The sequence below is a fragment of the Brevibacillus sp. GCM10020057 genome (assembly GCF_042683565.1).
GTDB lineage: Bacteria > Bacillota > Bacilli > Brevibacillales > Brevibacillaceae > Brevibacillus.
In genome coordinates, this window is record NZ_JBHUJW010000023.1 from 167,089 (window position 1) to 183,041 (window position 15,953).

The following is a 15,953-nucleotide window of genomic DNA, read 5'->3' on the forward strand; positions in this document are numbered from 1 at the left end:
CTTTACTCTACGTCTGATGGATTTCGACCTGTACGCCATGTTCGTCCGGCAGCAAGTTCATCACGCGGTACGAGATGCCATGTCCGTTCATCACCCTGTCGACAAATGTTTGCAGGCTCTCCCGCTGCTGCTCTGTGGAGAAGAAGCACAAGATCGTTGGGCCTGCACCGCTCAACGCTGCGCCCCATGCTCCGTTGGCTGTTGCTCCGTCCAAAATATCTTTCAGGCCAGGGACAAGCGCTGCGCGATACGGCTGATGCAGCCGATCTCCCATCGCTTGTCCCAACAGGTCAAGCCTGCCTTGTGCAAGCGCGGCCACCAGCAGACTGCTATGACCAACATTATATACAACATCCTGCTTACTGTACACCTGCGGCAAGACGTTACGCGCCTTTTCCGTGGACAGTGAAAACTCGGGAATGACGACAAGCGCCTGCAATCCTGTCGGCGGCGCGAAGCGAATGTAAGGAATTTGCGCATCCTCCTCGTCCGGCATCGTTGCCACGACAATCCCCCCGAACATCGAGGCACCCACGTTGTCGGGGTGCCCTTCCAGCCTTGTCGCCATCGCAAACAGCTCGTCGCGGGTAAACGGCTCGCCGGCCAGCTCGTTCGCGGCGACCAAGGCCCCGACGATCGCTGCGGCGCTGCTGCCGAGGCCGCGGGTAAGCGGAGCGTCGCTGGAAGCGCGGATCGCCAGCTCGGGTGCAGGCAAGCCCGCCTTTTCAAACAGCTGCGAAGCCACCTGATAGAGCAGATTGCTCTTGTCAGCAGGGGTCCCTGCCAGTTCTTTTCCCAACAGTTCAATCGTTGTCCGGTCACTTCGCTCCATTTCTACGACCGAGTACAGTTGAAAAGCCAGGCCCAGGGCATCAAACCCTGGACCCAGATTAGCTGTGCTGGCCGGAATGGTGACCCTCACGAGCTTTCCTTTCATGACCGAACCTCGCTCCCTTGTTGGCTGACCAGCGCCATGACGGCTTCGCGAGTGGCAGGAACTGAACGCGGCTCCTCCCCTACCAGTTTGAGGGCGATATTCGGGTCCTTCAGACCGTTTCCGGTCAGCACGCAGGCAACCTTTGCTCCCTGTGGCAGTTTGCCTGCCTCCTTCAATTTCATGATGCCTGCCAGAGACGCTGCCGAAGCAGGTTCGCAGAACACGCCCTCGCTCTTGGCCAGCAATTGGTACGCACGGAGAATTTCTTCGTCCGTCACGCTGTCCACCAGGCCGTTTGACTCGCTGATGGCGTTCAACGCGCCTTCCTTGCTAGCCGGGTTGCCGATGCGAATCGCCGTCGCGACGGTTTCCGGGTTCGGCACAGGCTGCCCGTGCACAAGCGGCGCCGCTCCTGATGCCTGAAACCCGAACATGCGCGGCAGGCTGTTCGATCTGCCTGCTGCCTTGTACTCCTTGAAGCCTTTCCAATAGGCGGTGATGTTGCCCGCATTTCCTACAGGAATGGCGAGAATGTCTGGTGCGTCTCCCAGCGCATCGCATACTTCAAAGGCGGCAGACTTCTGCCCTTCGATGCGGTACGGGTTGACCGAGTTGACGAGGGTGATCGGCTCGTTCGCCGTGATTTCCCGGACAATACTCAGCGCTTCGTCAAAGTTGCCGTCGATCGCGATGACTTCCGCGCCGTATGCGATGGCCTGGGCGAGCTTTCCAAGCGCGATGTTTCCGCTCGGGATCAGCACGATGCAGCGCAGGCCGCAACGGGCGGCATACGCAGCAGCGGCTGCAGACGTATTTCCGGTCGACGCGCACATGATCGTGGTGCTGCCTTCCTCTACGGCTTTCGCAACCGCCATCACCATGCCGCGATCCTTGAACGATCCCGTTGGATTCAGCCCTTCGTATTTCACGTACAGCTCGACGCCCAGCTGCCTGGAAAGGTTGGGCGCGTGAATCAGCGGCGTGTTCCCTTCATGCAGGCTGACGAGCGGCGTTTTGTCCGTTACCGGAAGAAATTCCCGGTAGCGCGCGATAATGCCCGATTGTCGATCATTGCTCATTTTTGTTCTCCCCCTTCAACTCGGTAACAACTTTTCACTTTGGTGACGATGTCCATTTGCTCCATATCGGCCAGCACCCCGTCCATATCCCGCTTGGAAGACAGGTGGGTAATCATGATGAGTTCGGCCTCGCCGTCGTTGTTGTACGGCTGCTGGATCACCTGCTCCAGCGAAATGTTCTTGTCGGCGAGCAGCTGCGTGATTTGTGCGAGCACGCCGCGCCGGTCGGCCACGACGATGCGCAGGAAGTATTTGGACAACTTCTGTTCGTCGTCCTTGAGCACTTTCTCCTTGTATGGCGCGACCATGCCGCGGCCGTTGACACCGAGCTTGCGGTTTTTGACGACAGTCACGAGGTCAGAGACAACGGCGGTTGCCGTCGGCAGTTCGCCGGCGCCCGGACCGTAGAACATCGTCTCGCCTACCGCTTCCCCGTGCACGTACACCGCATTGAACACGCCGTTGACCGATGCCAGCGGATGGGATTTCGGGATCATCGTCGGCTGCACGCTGACTTCGATCGCTTCCCCGTCCCGGCGGGCAATACCCAGCAGCTTGACCTCGTAGCCGAGCTGTTTGCCGTAGGCGATATCTTCCTTGCTGACGGAGCTGATCCCTTTGACATCCACGTCTTCCAGCTTCATCGGGACGCGAAAGCCCAAAGTCGCCAGAATCGCCATCTTCCGCGCAGCATCGAAGCCTTCCACGTCGGAGGTCGGATTGGCTTCCGCATACCCGAGCGCCTGCGCTTCTTTCAGCACATCGGCGTACTGTGCGCCTTCCTGACTCATTTTGCTCAAAATATAGTTGGTCGTTCCGTTGACGATCCCCATCATTTTCGTGATGCGGTCCGAGGCGAAGCCTTCGACCAGCGCACGCAAGATCGGAATGCCCCCCGCAACGCTCGCTTCGTAGAAAACGTCACAGCCTTTATCCTGGGCCTTTTTCAATATTTCCGCACCGTGCAACGCCATCAAATCTTTATTTGCCGTTACGATGTGTTTGCCGCGATCCAGCGCTTCCATGATGAACTCCTTCGCCGGATGGATGCCCCCGATCACTTCCACGATGACTTCGATCTCGGGATCACCCAGAATCTCTGCCGCATCCGTCGTCAGCTTGCCCTCCATAGACGAAATGTTGCGAGATTTTTCTGCATCCTGAACGAGAATTTTCGTGATCTCGATGCCAAGGCCTGTCTGTTTCTGCAAGTCTTCCTGATGGGCCTGGATAATTCGGACCACGCCTGTGCCGACTGTCCCGAACCCCAGTAAGCCCAGTTTGATGGTTTGCTTCTCCATGTAATTTCCTCCTACCCTCTTTCTATCCTCTTCCCACGATCATTGCTTTACGCACGCCGGGGATTTGTTGCAAGCCATCCAAAAATTCCGTGCTCGACACTTTCATATGCGCCATCTCGACTGACATGGATACGGAAGCGACGCCTTGCAGCGGAATCGTTTGATTGATGGTCAGTACGTTGCCGCCCTGATCTGCCATGTAGGAAAGCACCTTGGAAAGATAGCCGGACTTGTGCTCGAGTGATAAGGTAATGGTCATGATCGTCTCGCTCATCATGGAGTTGAACGGGAAAATGCCGTCCTTGTACTTGTAGAACGCGCTTCGGCTCAAACCGACCCGCTCGACTGCTTCATTTACCGTATCCACTTCGCCGGACTCCAGCATTTTTTTCGCTTCAATCGTCTTGACGATCGATTCTGGCAGGATGTCGGATCGAATCAAATAAAACTTTTCTTCCCGTTTCATCCGTAGTGTCCTCCTGAGAAAAACAGTTGTTTCTTCATAGAGGACATTATACCCCTTATCCAGGAGTATGACAATGCTTGTTGCCAACTTTTTTCGTGGGGTCATATTCAGTTCACTCTTGTTTACATGACATGGGCTACTTCCGCAAAGAATAGAAACGATTTACGCCACAGGAGGTGAAGCAGCGATGGCAGGACGCGGAAAGTCGGATAAATCGGAGCGCCGCAACAACCATCCGCCGGGGAAACCGAGCGATCTGGATCAGTTTGGCGCCGAAACCAAGGGCAAGAAGATGGCGCAATCCCCGAACATCGTAGAGGACCCGAGCGGAAACCGCTAGGCGGCGGATGAACACAAAAAACCCGGGATGGATGATTCCCGGGTTTTGCCATGCAAGCAGGATTTTCTTATGCTGCTGATTAGTAAGCCAAAGAAGAGAGACCGTTGATGTGGGACAGGTAACGGATGTTACTTGCTTCTTTCATCAGGGATGCAGGCAGACCTTTCAGCTTGATTTGGCTTTCGCCGATGGTACCGATCGCGTCTTTGCGGCCCAGGCTGCCCAGCGTACCGGAGAAGACAGGTACGAAGGTCTCCATTTTGGAACCGTTGAAGTGTGCGAACAGGTTGTAGCCCACTACTTCGCCCATTTGCCATGCGAGTTGGGCAGTCGGCGGGTACGGACGACCTTCTGGCCCCATCACGACAGCGCTGTCCCCTGCCAGGAACACTTCCGGATGCGAAGTGGACTGCAGGTACTCGGTCACGGTAGCGCGTCCGCGGTTCACTTCAATGCCGGATTCCGCAACGACGTGGTTGCCTTGAACGCCGCCAGTCCAGACCATGGTTCTGGTTTCGATCGTGCTGCCGTCTTTCAGGAACACGGTTGTTTCTTTCATTTCCGTTACAGGTACCCCTGTCAGGAAAGTAACACCGCGTTTTTCCAGGCTTGTTTTTGCACGCTCGACAAGGTCAGGCGCAAAACCAGCCAGAATGGAAGGACCTGCTTCCACGCAGTACATGGACACATCTGCAAAGTCTACGCCATGCTTGCGGCACAGCTCTGGCAGCATGTCCGCAAATTCGCCGACCAACTCGATGCCGGTCAAACCGCCACCGCCGACAACAAAGGTTGCGTCTGCCTTGTCCTTGCTTTGCTTGTACGCTGCGATGCGGCCTTCGATATGCTCGCGCAGACGGTTTGCTTCCTCGACGGATTTCAGCGTGAAGCTGTACTCTTGCAAGCCAGGGATTCCGAAGAACGCGGTCTCGCTGCCCAGTGCAATGACCAATGCATCGTACTTGATGGACTCGCCGCTCGCCAAGGTGACACGCTGCGAATCCAGCCCGATTTTTTCGACGGTGTCGATCACGAGGTCGATGTTTTTGCCGCGCAGCAGACGTTCCAGCGGCAGCGCCACGTTTTGCTCAGACAGATTGCCTACTGCCAGGCGGTGCAGCTCGGTGATGATTTGGTGAGTGGGGAAACGGTTTACAACCGTGATCGTCGCTTCTTCAGCCGTCATGTATTTGCGTGCAGTCAAAGCGCTCAAGAGTCCGCCATAACCGCCGCCCAAGATCAAAATATGCTTCGCCATGCTTGGTCCTCCGTCCTTTTCTTCGTTCGTCAGGTGATTAGCGTTTTTGTTGTTCGCGCTCTGCCAATACTTCCAGGAATGCTTGCGTGAAACGCAACGTTTTTTGCACTTGCGGATCTTTCAGCATTTTGAGGATGCCGAACAAGCCGATGGTCGATGTCTCCACATGCGAACGGTCGCTTGCTTCGATTGCAGCTTGCGCGATGCCTTTGGCTTTGTCCTGGATCGGTTTTACGAACTCCTCCATGCCGCCTTTCAGATCCTGGATCAGGACCTTGTCGTTCGCAACGGTCTGCACCAGGTCATACGCCTTGGTCAGGATCGTGGTCATTTCTGCCAGCTTGGGCAGGTTTGCCACCAGTACGTTGAGCGACTCCTGGATTTCCGGTTTCATCAACTGATCGAGTACGTCCGTTTGTTCCGGCGCCAATGCCGCTGTGCTTGCTACTTCAGCTTGTTGCATAGTTGTTTGTGACATAGGAAAACGTCCTCCTTTGCTTTGGGATAGAGGCCTGATTTTCTCGTTGCCTGCTCATCTGAGTGACGGCCAGTTTTCACCCTGTATCCGATAGTCTTACCTTTTTGTTATATTTTTCACAAAGTGCAGTATGCAAACGGATGGAAATATCAACGTGCAAACTTTCACAAGTTGATACAGCAGGATTGTCGCTCTGAAGGCTTGCTGCAATGAAACAGGCACGATTTAGAACTCTATGCCTATACTATATACTTTCTGGAGACGAACATCAAAGAAAAAAAACCGCTTCTTCAGGAAGAAGCGGCGGACAGTTTATGATAATAATCTTTGATGATCTGATGATGCTTCTCGTGAATATCTGTAAAAATCAGTTCAATGACGGTCTCGTTGTCCTGAAACAACTTTTCGACCACTTTGGCCATGCCGACAATCTCTGTGCGCGACTGCGGCAAAGTAAAGGACAGATGGAGGAAGTCTCCCTTGGACACATAACCGTTGGTGCTTACCACCAGCCTGTACGGAGAGAATTTGAGCAGCGTGGCAACGCCGCTTTCTTCGATCGGCCTTGCTCCCATCAACTTGTACGGAACCTTCACTTGTGAGTCCAACTCGATGAGGCCGTTTTTTCCTTTGCCGATCACGCTCTCCACGCCCACTGCGATCGGGATCAGGGCCAGCAGCTTGACTGGCCACATCGTCTGTTCCTGCACCACTTCCAGGTCGATGGTGTTGATCGCAGCGTCCGTCTCCCACCGCATCCGTACGGTCGATCCGACCAAATCTGACCTGGCTTCATACTTCAGCTCCGTCGAGACAATGAGATAGCCGCCCTTGACGTGTTCCACCATGACTTGCAGGGGTGTCTTTACATGCTTGGAAATCATCATCTGCAAAACGGCACCGCGCTGGAGCTGCTTGTCTGACAGAAAAGGGGAAAGAGATGGAACATCCGTCATAGTCTGCCTCCCTTACTCCACGAATTCAAACTCGAGCCCGCCGATGCGGACGGTGTCTCCGTCGCGGGCACCATGCCTGCGAAGCGCATCGTCCACGCCCATGCTGCGCATGATTTTGGCAAAGCGCTGTGCTGCGTCGTAGCTGTTCAGATTGGTCATCCGCACCAGCTTTTCGATCTTCTCGCCGCTGACGACGTATACTTCGTTGTCGCGGGAAACCTCGAATGGTTCCGGCTCTTTCTCCGCCTTGAACACGACCCTCTCTTCTGCTTCAGCCACTTCTTCTACAGCCGGCTTGTCCGGCAGCGTAGCGAGCAGGTCGCTGATGGCATACATCAACTCCTGTACGCCCTGTCTGGTCGCGGCGGAAATTTCGTACACCGTCACGTCCGGGACTTTTTCCTTGAAGCGCTTCAGATTTTCCTGCGCCTCAGGAACGTCCATCTTGTTGGCGACGACGATCTGCGGACGGCTTTCCAGCTTCATGTTGTACAGGACAAGCTCGCGGTTGATCTGCAGGTAGTCTTCATACGGGTCGCGGCCGTCCACGCCCGCCATGTCGATCACGTGCACGATCACGCGCGTCCGTTCGACGTGGCGCAAAAACTGGTGGCCCAGCCCGACACCCTCATGCGCCCCTTCAATCAGCCCCGGAAGGTCAGCCATGACAAAGCTGTTTTCGCCCACCTCTACCACGCCCAAATTTGGCGTGATCGTCGTGAAGTGATACGCCGCGATTTTCGGCCTCGCCGCCGTCACGCTGGACAACAGCGTCGACTTGCCTACGCTCGGGTAGCCGACCAGACCGACATCTGCAATCAGCTTCAGCTCCATCACAATATAGCGCTCCTGGCCCGGCTCCCCGTTTTCGGAGATGTGCGGGGCCGGATTGGAAGGATTGGCAAAGCGCATGTTTCCTCTGCCGCCCCGTCCGCCCTTGGCGATCACGGCTTGCTGTCCGTGCTCGATCAGGTCCGCAATGACTTCCTTCGTGTCGTCGTCAATAACGGTCGTCCCCGGAGGCACACGCACATACAGGTCTTCTGCCCCCGCTCCGTGCTGCCCTTTGTTGCGTCCGTGCTCGCCGCGCGGAGCCTTGAAATGCTTTTGATAGCGGAAATCTACCAGTGTCCGCAATCCTTCGTCGACGATGAAAATGACATCCCCGCCGCGGCCGCCGTCGCCACCGGCCGGCCCGCCTAACGGGACGTATTTCTCCCGACGAAAGGAGACGGCTCCATTCCCACCGTCTCCGCCTTTTACATAAACCTTTACCTGATCGACAAACATGGTGTCACCTCTTTCATTTACGCGAATGGAATCCGCAAGTTCAAAATCCATTCTTCATCCGTATGTATCCACTCGGTGACCTCCACCGTACTCTGCTCGCTTTTACGTATCAGTTTTTCCAGTTCTTCCAATCCGGATGCACATAGCTTCCCGGCCAGGTCAAAACGAAAATGTACGCCGCACGCATCCGCCGCCAGCGAGAGCTGCATGCTGGCAGACCCGTCGCTGCTCTGGTCTACGTGATCGTTCGCTGTGCATAATATCTCTGACAATAGCTGAAACAGCTCCTGTTCATTCAGCGAAAGCTGCGTGAGATCCACCTGGTTGCAGACCTCCACCTCCAAAAACATTTCCTTGTTCAGCGCATTGAATGTCAGGAAGAAGACAGACAACAGGGAACTGTTGAGACGGGCGACCATGGCTTCCTGCATCGCCATTTCCGCGATGCGCCTAAGGTGCGCCTCACCCTGTTCAGTACGGTTCAAATGCAAATATCCGAGCAGAACCTGAACGTGGTTCAACCAGTCATGCCGCTGCCGGTTCAGTACGGCAAGCAGCTGGTCTGTCTGTTGCGTAAACAGCCTCCGCTCGTGCTTCATCACATTCACCCAAGTCGACAAGATTTCTTTTCAGTATATTGTACCATAAAAGATTCCGCTTGATAGGAGAAAACTTGCGCTCCCTCTGCCCTCATTTTTATCGACACGACCGTATTGGCATGCCGCGAAAAAAAGAAAACCCAGCTGGATGGCTGGGTTTTCAACACTTCCTTTTCACTTACGCTTCAGAAGCTACTGGTTCGATCACAACCTGTTTGCGATCGCGGCCCAGACGTTTGAAACGAACAATGCCGTCTGCGGTTGCAAACAGAGTGTCGTCTCCGCCCTTCATTACGTTAGCACCCGGATAAATCTTCGTACCGCGTTGGCGAACGAGGATGTTACCAGCTGTAACGAATTGACCGTCACCACGTTTCACTCCCAGGCGTTTGGAAATGGAATCGCGACCGTTCTTTGTGGAACCTACCCCTTTCTTCGATGCGAAGAACTGCAGGTCTACAGGAAAACGAAAGTTCATGTCAGACACCTCCTTGCCATTTTGTATCATGAACCGTAACGTATTTGCCGTATGATTCAGCGATCATCAGCAAAGAGACAACCATGCCCTCCGCCAAAAGCTGCTGCTTCTCGCTTACCAGCGGGTCGTCTGCGGGATGCAGCTCCCACTTCAGGAAGCCGCCGTCCTTCTCTGCCAACTGAACATCCGGGTTACTATTGAGCAAAAGATCAGCCGCATTGATCGCTCCCATGCTGACAGCGGAAACGGCGGAACAGACGATGTCTGAGCCGTACTTGCCCGCATTGGCATGTCCCGAAACAGTGATGGCTTCAATCTCATTTTGCTCATTTCTTTGCACTTTTACGGTAATCATCGCATTCGCCAAAATTAAGCGTTGATTTTTTCAATCACAACTTTGGTGAACGGTTGACGATGACCTTGTTTGCGACGGTAGTTTTTCTTGGCTTTGTATTTGTACACGATAATTTTTGCTTGTTTACCGTGTTTTTCTACTTTACCAGTTACCGTAGCACCAGCAACAGTCGGAGCGCCTGCAGTTACTTTGCCGTCCTTATTTACCAACAGAACTTTGTCAAAAGTAACAGCCTCGCCTTCGTTGCCAGCCAGTTTCTCGATGAAGAGAACAGTACCCTCTTCAACTTTGTATTGCTTTCCACCGGTTTCGATAATTGCGTACACTGTGTGCACCTCCTATACTCAGACTCGCCTTGACAGGTGCGCCGCAGAGGCGACGACTTCTGTACCTGATTCGAGCGGTTACAGTATGCACGAGGCATATCTGCATGACAAACATTAGGTTATCACAGCAGCAAACGCCCAGTCAAGTCATTTGCGATTGATTTCCGTACAGGCGTGCCGCTTCTTCCTCACGTCCGGCGTATAAAATCCGGTACTCCTCCGCTTTTCCTTGGGGAGCGTTCAGCAAAAACAGCTTCGCCGGCCACTCTTTGAGCCGTTCTCCGTCCAGCTCGCTCATGACGCGATAAAGCCGCTGGGGCAACTCCAGCAGCACCGCTTCCGCCTCCTGGCCTTTTGCCAGAGCCGCGACTTCCTGCCAGAGCCGCTGCTTCATTTCCTCCACTGCCAAGACTCTGCCGCGGCCATCGCATGCCTCACACGCTTCCGTCAGCCGCTCCGCCAGGCTGGCCCTTGCCCGTTTGCGCGTCATCTCGACGAGACCGAGCGCCGTCATGCCCAGCACCGTGGTCGGCACCGGATCGCGGGCGAGCTCCCGCTTGAGAGCTGCCAGCACCCGCTCTTTGTTTGCCGCCTCTTTCATATCGATAAAGTCGATGATGATAATGCCGCCGATGTCGCGCAGCCTGAGCTGCCGGGCGATCTCCACTGCTGCTTCCAGATTGGTCGCCGTAATCGCCTGCTCTCTTTGCTGACCGCCTTTGCCTGTGAACGCTCCGGTATTGACGTCGATGACTGTCATCGCCTCCGTGCGGTCAATGACCAGATGGCCCCCGCACTTCAACGGAACGTGGCGCTTTAAGGCCTTCTGCAGCTGTGGCTCGACGCCCAGATGGTCCAGCAGCGGCTCCTTCCCCTGATACCAGCGCAGCTTGTCCGCAAATTCTCCTGCGAAAACTTGCACAATCTCCTTCACGGCCTGAAAGGTGGGGCCATGCTCCACCAGCACTTCCTCTACCCCTTGCGCCGCCGAGTCGCGGATGACGGCTTCGAGCAGCGACAAGTCCCGGCTGACAAAGCCTGGGCCTGACAGCTTCTCTGCCTGCCCCTGAATGCCCTTCCACCGATTCCGCAAATACGCGAGTTCAGCGGAGAGGCTGCTCTCTGCGGCATCCGCCGCTTCCGTCCGGACAATCACGCCCTCTCCCGGGGCAAGCCACGCTGCAAGCGTCTCCATCAGCCGCTGTCTGACAGCGGCGTCCGCGATCTTGCGCGAGAGGGACACCCCTGCTTCCTGCGGGAGGTAGACCAGGTACCGGCCCTGCAGACTGACGCGCGTAGTCACTTTTGCTGCTTTCAACTCTGTCGCTTCCTTGCTTACTTGTACGATGACCTTTTCACCGACCTGCACCCGCTCGCTGATGGTTGGCTTCCCCGACGCAGTGCCGTTTCTGGGCAGGGCGTCGTCGACGTACAGGTACGTATTTTGCCCGCTGCCGATATCGACAAAGGCTGACTGGATGCCGGGCAGAACATCCGCCACCTTTCCGCCATATATATCTCCCGCAAGCACATCCGTTCCTTCATTTTCCACCCGATATTCGCAAAGACGGCCGTCCTCCAGCCACGCTGCCCGCAACCTTCCTCCGCTCCCGCTGATCGCTACCTGTCTCACGCCCTCACGCTCCCGTCTCCCGTACGAACTATACCCGGAACAGGACATTCCGGACTCACAGGAGTAATCTATCACAGGCACCCGGAAAAGGAAAGGGAAGCGCATGAAGCTGCCATGCGAGGTTGCTCCTGGCTTATGGCGTGGAAGTGCCGACCGCTGATTATTGACTTGTTGACCGTTGCCGGCGTCTTATACGAGCTGCCCAACGGCTTCATCGTGCTTCTGTTCAAACAGCAGGGCGTGCAAGAGCTGTTCCTCCGCAAGCAGTCCTGCGCCCTGGACGTAAAACAGATGAGAGCAGCCGCGGCGCAGCTTGTGTGCGACCTCGAGAACTGTCTCTGCCGGATGGACGCTGACAGCGTGGACGGTGTATTCTTCGGGCTGTCGCACATATTTTTCCATCAAAAAACGCAAGAACTGGTACGGAAAACGCAAAAACGTCTGGATATTCACCGCCAGCAAATAAAGTCCGATCACCAGCACGTTCACTTTCAGCTCCTGTCCGGACACTCCTGCCATGATCGCCGCCAGCAGCGTGCTGACGCTCATGGAGACAATCGCCGCCTGGCGGTACGGCATAAACCAGCAGAGCACCGCCTGGACAATGCGCCCGCCGTCGAGCGGCCAGATCGGCAGCAGGTTGAACAAGGCGATCGTTACATTGCTGACCAGAAAAAACCTCGCCCACTCCTCCGTCCACACCCCGCTGTACCAAAGCAAATACGAAAAGGCCATCATGACGAGGTTCAAAAACGGCCCCGCCAGCGCCACGACGATTTCATCCAGCGGATCGGTCGCATAGGCGTCCTCTATGGTCGCTACCCCGCCAAACGGCAAGAGTTGCACCTCTGTCACCCTCCAGCCCAGCTCGCGCGCCATCGCCACATGTCCCAACTCGTGAATGAGCACGATCACGAACAGGGTCAGTACCTCCAAAAAATGGCCTGTCATGACAGACAGGCCAATCACCGCCCAGAAAAGCAGATGTATCCGGATGCGGATGCCAAACCAGATGTTACTCAAACGGGATCACATCCAAGGGGTTGACGAACTGATCCTCTGACTTGACCCCCAGGTAGAGATGGCGGGCCGTACTGCTCACCGCACGGGCTACCCCGATCTCCTGCCCTGCCTGCAGCACCTCGTCTTTTGCCACCATGACTTGCTCCAGATTGCCGAACCACACTTCACGGCCTTTTGTCAGCTTGACAATCACGGTCGTGCCGTAACCAGGCTGTTCGCCAACGTATGTGACCCAGCCAGTCTCTCCTATCGTCACCACGTCCTTTGTCCCTGTGTTAAGCACGACCTTTGCGCTCTGCGGCTCAAACGACTTGACTACCTTCCAGCTGGCCGGCAGCTTCCATACTGTTCCTTCTTTCGTTGTCGTCCCGGCGGCAGGCACGGAGCTCGGGCCATGTAGGGACGGCAGCAGTGTCGGCAGCGAGCCGAACCGCGCCTCGTACCAGTCGGCGACTCCCGCGAAGTTGAAATCCCGTGTCATGACCTCGCTCGCTGCGTTTTTCCACGCAGCAGGAATGAACGAGGTCTGAAACAGCAAGTATGCCATGCCGACCAACCCCACGGACAGGAGAATCTGCAGTCCCCACGTCTCGTGCGAATCGCGGCGTTTTCCCGGATCTTCATCCCTCAGCGGCGAAAAGGCGAATGGCTCTTGGGCAGGCTCTACAGGGTCCTTCCAGTCATCCACAAAAGGTGAAAAGCTGTCGCGCGATTGCAAGCGTATCCGTTCCAATCTCTCCCGTCTTCTTTCCTTTACCCGATCCACTTCACGAAACATCCTTATCCCCTCCGCAGGCCAAGCCTTTGTACCATCCTATGACTTGTCTACCTGCATTATGACGTCGCAGCTGGTCCCACCGACGGAGGAGAGAGGAATCGGCTCGCACCATCCGCTGCTGGGCGGCAAGGTGAAACACAGATATGGCCAGCTTCTTGCCATACACCCTTTTGAACAGCAAAAAAGACAGCCTCCCGATCGAGAGACTGCCTTGAATTGGCCGAAGTTTACAGTTTTACTACGCTAGCAGCTTGAGGACCACGGCTACCTTGAACGATTTCAAATTCAACCTTTTGACCTTCGTCCAGAGATTTGAAACCTTCTGCTTGGATCGCACTGTAGTGTACGAATACGTCGTCGCCACCCTCAACTTGGATGAAACCGTAGCCTTTTTCTGCATTGAACCATTTTACGATACCTTGTTGCATGAAACAAAACCTCCCTGAACATTCCGCCCCACGAGGCGCCAAAGTGTTGCGTCAACCGTTTTTTACAGAAATGCTTTTTGCGTCAAGGAAAAAAGTCGTACACTATCGAATTTGACAAATGGCTCGTCACACTCAACCGGTACGACTCCATCACCAATCCATCAAACACTATTACTTGTAAAAATGGTTAACTTAGGATGATTTTATCACAACGCGAGCCATTTGTCACGTATATTAGTCAAATCTGAGCTTGTCTTTGCGCATGCCAATATTGACGACCACACCGATGATCAGGAAGTTGGTGATCAAGGAGCTACCCCCGTAGCTGATGAAGGGGAGCGGAATCCCTGTGATGGGCATCAGCTGGATCGTCATGCCGATGTTCTCGAATACCTGGAACGTCAGCATCCCGACCACGCCCGCCACGACGTATGCCCCGAACGGATCTTTGGCCTCCATGGCAATGCGGATCATCCGGTAGATCAAAAAGAAGAACAGGATCATGAGCAGCCCAGCGCCGACAAAGCCCAGCTTTTCCGCGATGACCGTGAAAATAAAATCGCTCTCCCCAACTGGCACCCAGCCGAAGCTCGCCTGCGTCGGAGTATCGATCCCTTTGCCAAACAGCTGGCCCGACCCGATGGCAATGAGCGCTTGCTTGAGCTGAAATCCCCGGCCCATCGCCTCCAGGTCAGGGTTCATCCAGAAAATGATCCGGTCCCACTGGTACGGCTTGATGATCTTGAAGAAAATGTCCTGCTTGTACTGGTACAGCAAGGTCATCACAGCAAAAAAGCTGCCGACCAGCCCTGCAGCGTACATTACGTGCTTGAGCCGAATCCCCCCGACGATCAGCATTGTCGCCAGCATCCCGGTGTAGACGAGCGCAGTCCCCAGGTCTGGCTGGATCAGGATCAGCAGCAGCGGCACGCCGACGAGCATGGCCACCGGGATCAGCTTGTAAAGGTAGTAGAACTGGTCCGGATCGTCTGCGCGCTTTGCCATATATCGCGCGACTGTCAAGATCGTAAACAGCTTCATCGGCTCTGACGGCTGAAACAGGACAGGGCCAAGGTCGTACCAGCTCGTCGTATTGTTGATCGGCTTGGTCTGAAATACCCCGATCAACAAAATCAAGCCGATCGCATACAGCACGTACGACATGTTGTGAAACAGGCGGTAATCGAACAGCAGGGTACAAGTCAGCACCGCAAACCCGACGATATACCAGACGACCTGCTGATGGGCCTTCTCGATTCCTGCGGCAGAACCGGAAATCCCCAGATAACTGAAGATTCCCAGCCCCAACAATATCATGATGATGGTCCAGTCGACAGTTTTGAGATGTCGTTTTTCCAGGTCCATATTCGTCCTCCTAGAAAACGTGGCTCCCACCTAGAAGACGGGAGCCATGCCTTACCTATTTCAAGCCAAAAAACTTGCGCATCTTGTGGAACACACCTGCTTTTTCCTCCAACGGCTGCAGGGGTACGGCATCGCCCAACAATCTGCGGGCGATGTTGCGATAGGCGATGGAAGCGCGGGACTCGTGATTCATCACGGCCGGCTCCCCCTGGTTCGCCGATTTGATAACATGATCATCATCCGGCACAACGCCGATCAAGTCAATGGCGAGCAAATCCAGAATGTCCTCGACATCCAGCATATCACCATTTTTCATCATATGCGAACGCACGCGGTTGATCACCAGCTTGGGCATTCCGACCTTTTCCCGCTCCAGAAGTCCGATGATCCGGTCCGCATCGCGCACGGCCGCCTTTTCCGGCGTTGTGACGACAATCGCCTGATCCGCGCCAGCCACTGCGTTGCGGAAGCCCTGCTCGATTCCCGCCGGGCAATCGATAATCACGTAATCGCACTCCCGCTTGAGCTGGGTGACGATCTCTTCCATTTGTTTAGGCGTGACGGCCGACTTGTCCTTGGTCTGGGCAGCCGGCAAGAGCGACAGGTGCTCAAACCGCTTGTCCTTGATCAGCGCTTGCTGCAGACGGCACGCACCTTCCGCGACATCGACGAGATCGTAAATGATTCGGTTTTCCAGTCCCATCACTACGTCCAGATTGCGAAGTCCGATATCGGTATCTACCATGCACACTTTTTTCCCCAACAGGGCAAGTGCTGTTCCCAAATTGGCGGAAGTAGTCGTCTTGCCCACGCCGCCTTTCCCAGAAGTTACGACAATTCCTATCCCCACGTCCGTTCCTCCT

General features: G+C 55.2%; 19 protein-coding genes and 1 other annotated feature. Of the genes, 1 reads left to right on the top strand and 18 read right to left on the bottom strand.

The window, feature by feature from the left end:
* Nucleotides 1-7: 7 nt before the first annotated feature.
* Genes thrB through ACFSO0_RS07755 form a run of 4 tightly spaced genes read right to left on the bottom strand, consistent with a single transcriptional unit; the run spans nt 8 to nt 3,783 of the window.
* Nucleotides 8-937, bottom strand: a complete 930-nt coding sequence (gene thrB, locus ACFSO0_RS07740) for a homoserine kinase (RefSeq protein WP_376878602.1) — start codon at nt 935-937, stop codon at nt 8-10.
* Complete coding sequence (thrC, locus tag ACFSO0_RS07745; RefSeq protein ID WP_376878604.1) at nt 934-2,016, bottom strand: threonine synthase; 1,083 nt, start codon at nt 2,014-2,016, stop codon at nt 934-936. Before thrC ends, thrB begins: the two co-directional genes overlap by 4 nt.
* The gene (locus ACFSO0_RS07750) at nt 2,013-3,317 is read right to left on the bottom strand and encodes a homoserine dehydrogenase (protein WP_376878606.1); all 1,305 of its coding nucleotides are present in this window, start codon (nt 3,315-3,317) and stop codon (nt 2,013-2,015) included. Before ACFSO0_RS07750 ends, thrC begins: the two co-directional genes overlap by 4 nt.
* A gap of 22 nt (nt 3,318-3,339) precedes the next feature.
* A complete protein-coding gene (locus ACFSO0_RS07755) occupies nt 3,340-3,783 on the bottom strand; it encodes an ACT domain-containing protein (protein WP_376878608.1) in 444 nt (147 codons plus the stop codon).
* Nucleotides 3,784-3,970: 187 nt separating this feature from the next.
* Between ACFSO0_RS07755 and ACFSO0_RS07760 the strand changes: the two genes are divergently transcribed.
* On the top strand, nt 3,971-4,123 hold the full coding sequence (locus ACFSO0_RS07760; RefSeq protein ID WP_376878610.1) for a hypothetical protein: 153 nt from the start codon (nt 3,971-3,973) through the stop codon (nt 4,121-4,123).
* Nucleotides 4,124-4,202: 79 nt separating this feature from the next.
* Here the strand turns inward: ACFSO0_RS07760 and ACFSO0_RS07765 are convergent, their stop codons facing one another.
* From ACFSO0_RS07765 to minD, 14 genes are all read right to left on the bottom strand, one after another.
* Nucleotides 4,203-5,381, bottom strand: coding sequence for an NAD(P)/FAD-dependent oxidoreductase (locus ACFSO0_RS07765; RefSeq protein WP_376878612.1), 1,179 nt, complete (start codon nt 5,379-5,381; stop codon nt 4,203-4,205).
* A gap of 37 nt (nt 5,382-5,418) precedes the next feature.
* Nucleotides 5,419-5,859 (bottom strand): helical membrane plugin domain-containing protein, encoded by a 441-nt coding sequence (locus ACFSO0_RS07770; protein WP_376878614.1) that lies wholly within the window; start codon nt 5,857-5,859, stop codon nt 5,419-5,421.
* Between the two features lie 290 nt (nt 5,860-6,149).
* Nucleotides 6,150-6,815 (bottom strand): PilZ domain-containing protein, encoded by a 666-nt coding sequence (locus ACFSO0_RS07775; RefSeq protein WP_376878616.1) that lies wholly within the window; start codon nt 6,813-6,815, stop codon nt 6,150-6,152.
* A gap of 12 nt (nt 6,816-6,827) precedes the next feature.
* Nucleotides 6,828-8,105: a GTPase ObgE gene (gene obgE / locus ACFSO0_RS07780; RefSeq protein ID WP_376878618.1), complete on the bottom strand. Its 1,278-nt coding sequence runs from the start codon at nt 8,103-8,105 to the stop codon at nt 6,828-6,830.
* 17 nt (nt 8,106-8,122) lie between these two features.
* On the bottom strand, nt 8,123-8,704 hold the full coding sequence (locus ACFSO0_RS07785) for a Spo0B C-terminal domain-containing protein (protein WP_376878620.1): 582 nt from the start codon (nt 8,702-8,704) through the stop codon (nt 8,123-8,125).
* Nucleotides 8,705-8,882: 178 nt separating this feature from the next.
* Nucleotides 8,883-9,182 carry a 50S ribosomal protein L27 gene (gene rpmA, locus ACFSO0_RS07790; RefSeq protein WP_376878622.1) on the bottom strand — a complete coding sequence of 100 codons (300 nt, stop codon included), beginning with the start codon at nt 9,180-9,182 and terminating at the stop codon, nt 8,883-8,885.
* Nucleotide 9,183: 1 nt separating this feature from the next.
* Complete coding sequence (locus tag ACFSO0_RS07795; RefSeq protein WP_376878624.1) at nt 9,184-9,537, bottom strand: ribosomal-processing cysteine protease Prp; 354 nt, start codon at nt 9,535-9,537, stop codon at nt 9,184-9,186.
* Nucleotides 9,538-9,551: 14 nt separating this feature from the next.
* Nucleotides 9,552-9,863 carry a 50S ribosomal protein L21 gene (gene rplU, locus ACFSO0_RS07800; RefSeq protein ID WP_376878626.1) on the bottom strand — a complete coding sequence of 104 codons (312 nt, stop codon included), beginning with the start codon at nt 9,861-9,863 and terminating at the stop codon, nt 9,552-9,554.
* 10 nt (nt 9,864-9,873) lie between these two features.
* Nucleotides 9,874-9,953 (bottom strand) — a sequence feature (ribosomal protein L21 leader region).
* Nucleotides 9,954-10,005: 52 nt separating this feature from the next.
* The gene (locus tag ACFSO0_RS07805; protein ID WP_376878628.1) at nt 10,006-11,496 is read right to left on the bottom strand and encodes an Rne/Rng family ribonuclease; all 1,491 of its coding nucleotides are present in this window, start codon (nt 11,494-11,496) and stop codon (nt 10,006-10,008) included.
* Between the two features lie 189 nt (nt 11,497-11,685).
* Nucleotides 11,686-12,447, bottom strand: a complete 762-nt coding sequence (locus ACFSO0_RS07810; protein ID WP_376878905.1) for a M50 family metallopeptidase — start codon at nt 12,445-12,447, stop codon at nt 11,686-11,688.
* 64 nt (nt 12,448-12,511) lie between these two features.
* Nucleotides 12,512-13,297 carry a peptidoglycan DD-metalloendopeptidase family protein gene (locus ACFSO0_RS07815; RefSeq protein ID WP_376878630.1) on the bottom strand — a complete coding sequence of 262 codons (786 nt, stop codon included), beginning with the start codon at nt 13,295-13,297 and terminating at the stop codon, nt 12,512-12,514.
* A gap of 227 nt (nt 13,298-13,524) precedes the next feature.
* The gene (locus ACFSO0_RS07820) at nt 13,525-13,725 is read right to left on the bottom strand and encodes a cold-shock protein (protein WP_376878632.1); all 201 of its coding nucleotides are present in this window, start codon (nt 13,723-13,725) and stop codon (nt 13,525-13,527) included.
* A 234-nt stretch (nt 13,726-13,959) separates the two neighbouring features.
* The gene (rodA, locus tag ACFSO0_RS07825; RefSeq protein ID WP_376878634.1) at nt 13,960-15,090 is read right to left on the bottom strand and encodes a rod shape-determining protein RodA; all 1,131 of its coding nucleotides are present in this window, start codon (nt 15,088-15,090) and stop codon (nt 13,960-13,962) included.
* Between the two features lie 55 nt (nt 15,091-15,145).
* The gene (gene minD, locus ACFSO0_RS07830; protein ID WP_376878636.1) at nt 15,146-15,940 is read right to left on the bottom strand and encodes a septum site-determining protein MinD; all 795 of its coding nucleotides are present in this window, start codon (nt 15,938-15,940) and stop codon (nt 15,146-15,148) included.
* Nucleotides 15,941-15,953 lie beyond the last annotated feature (13 nt).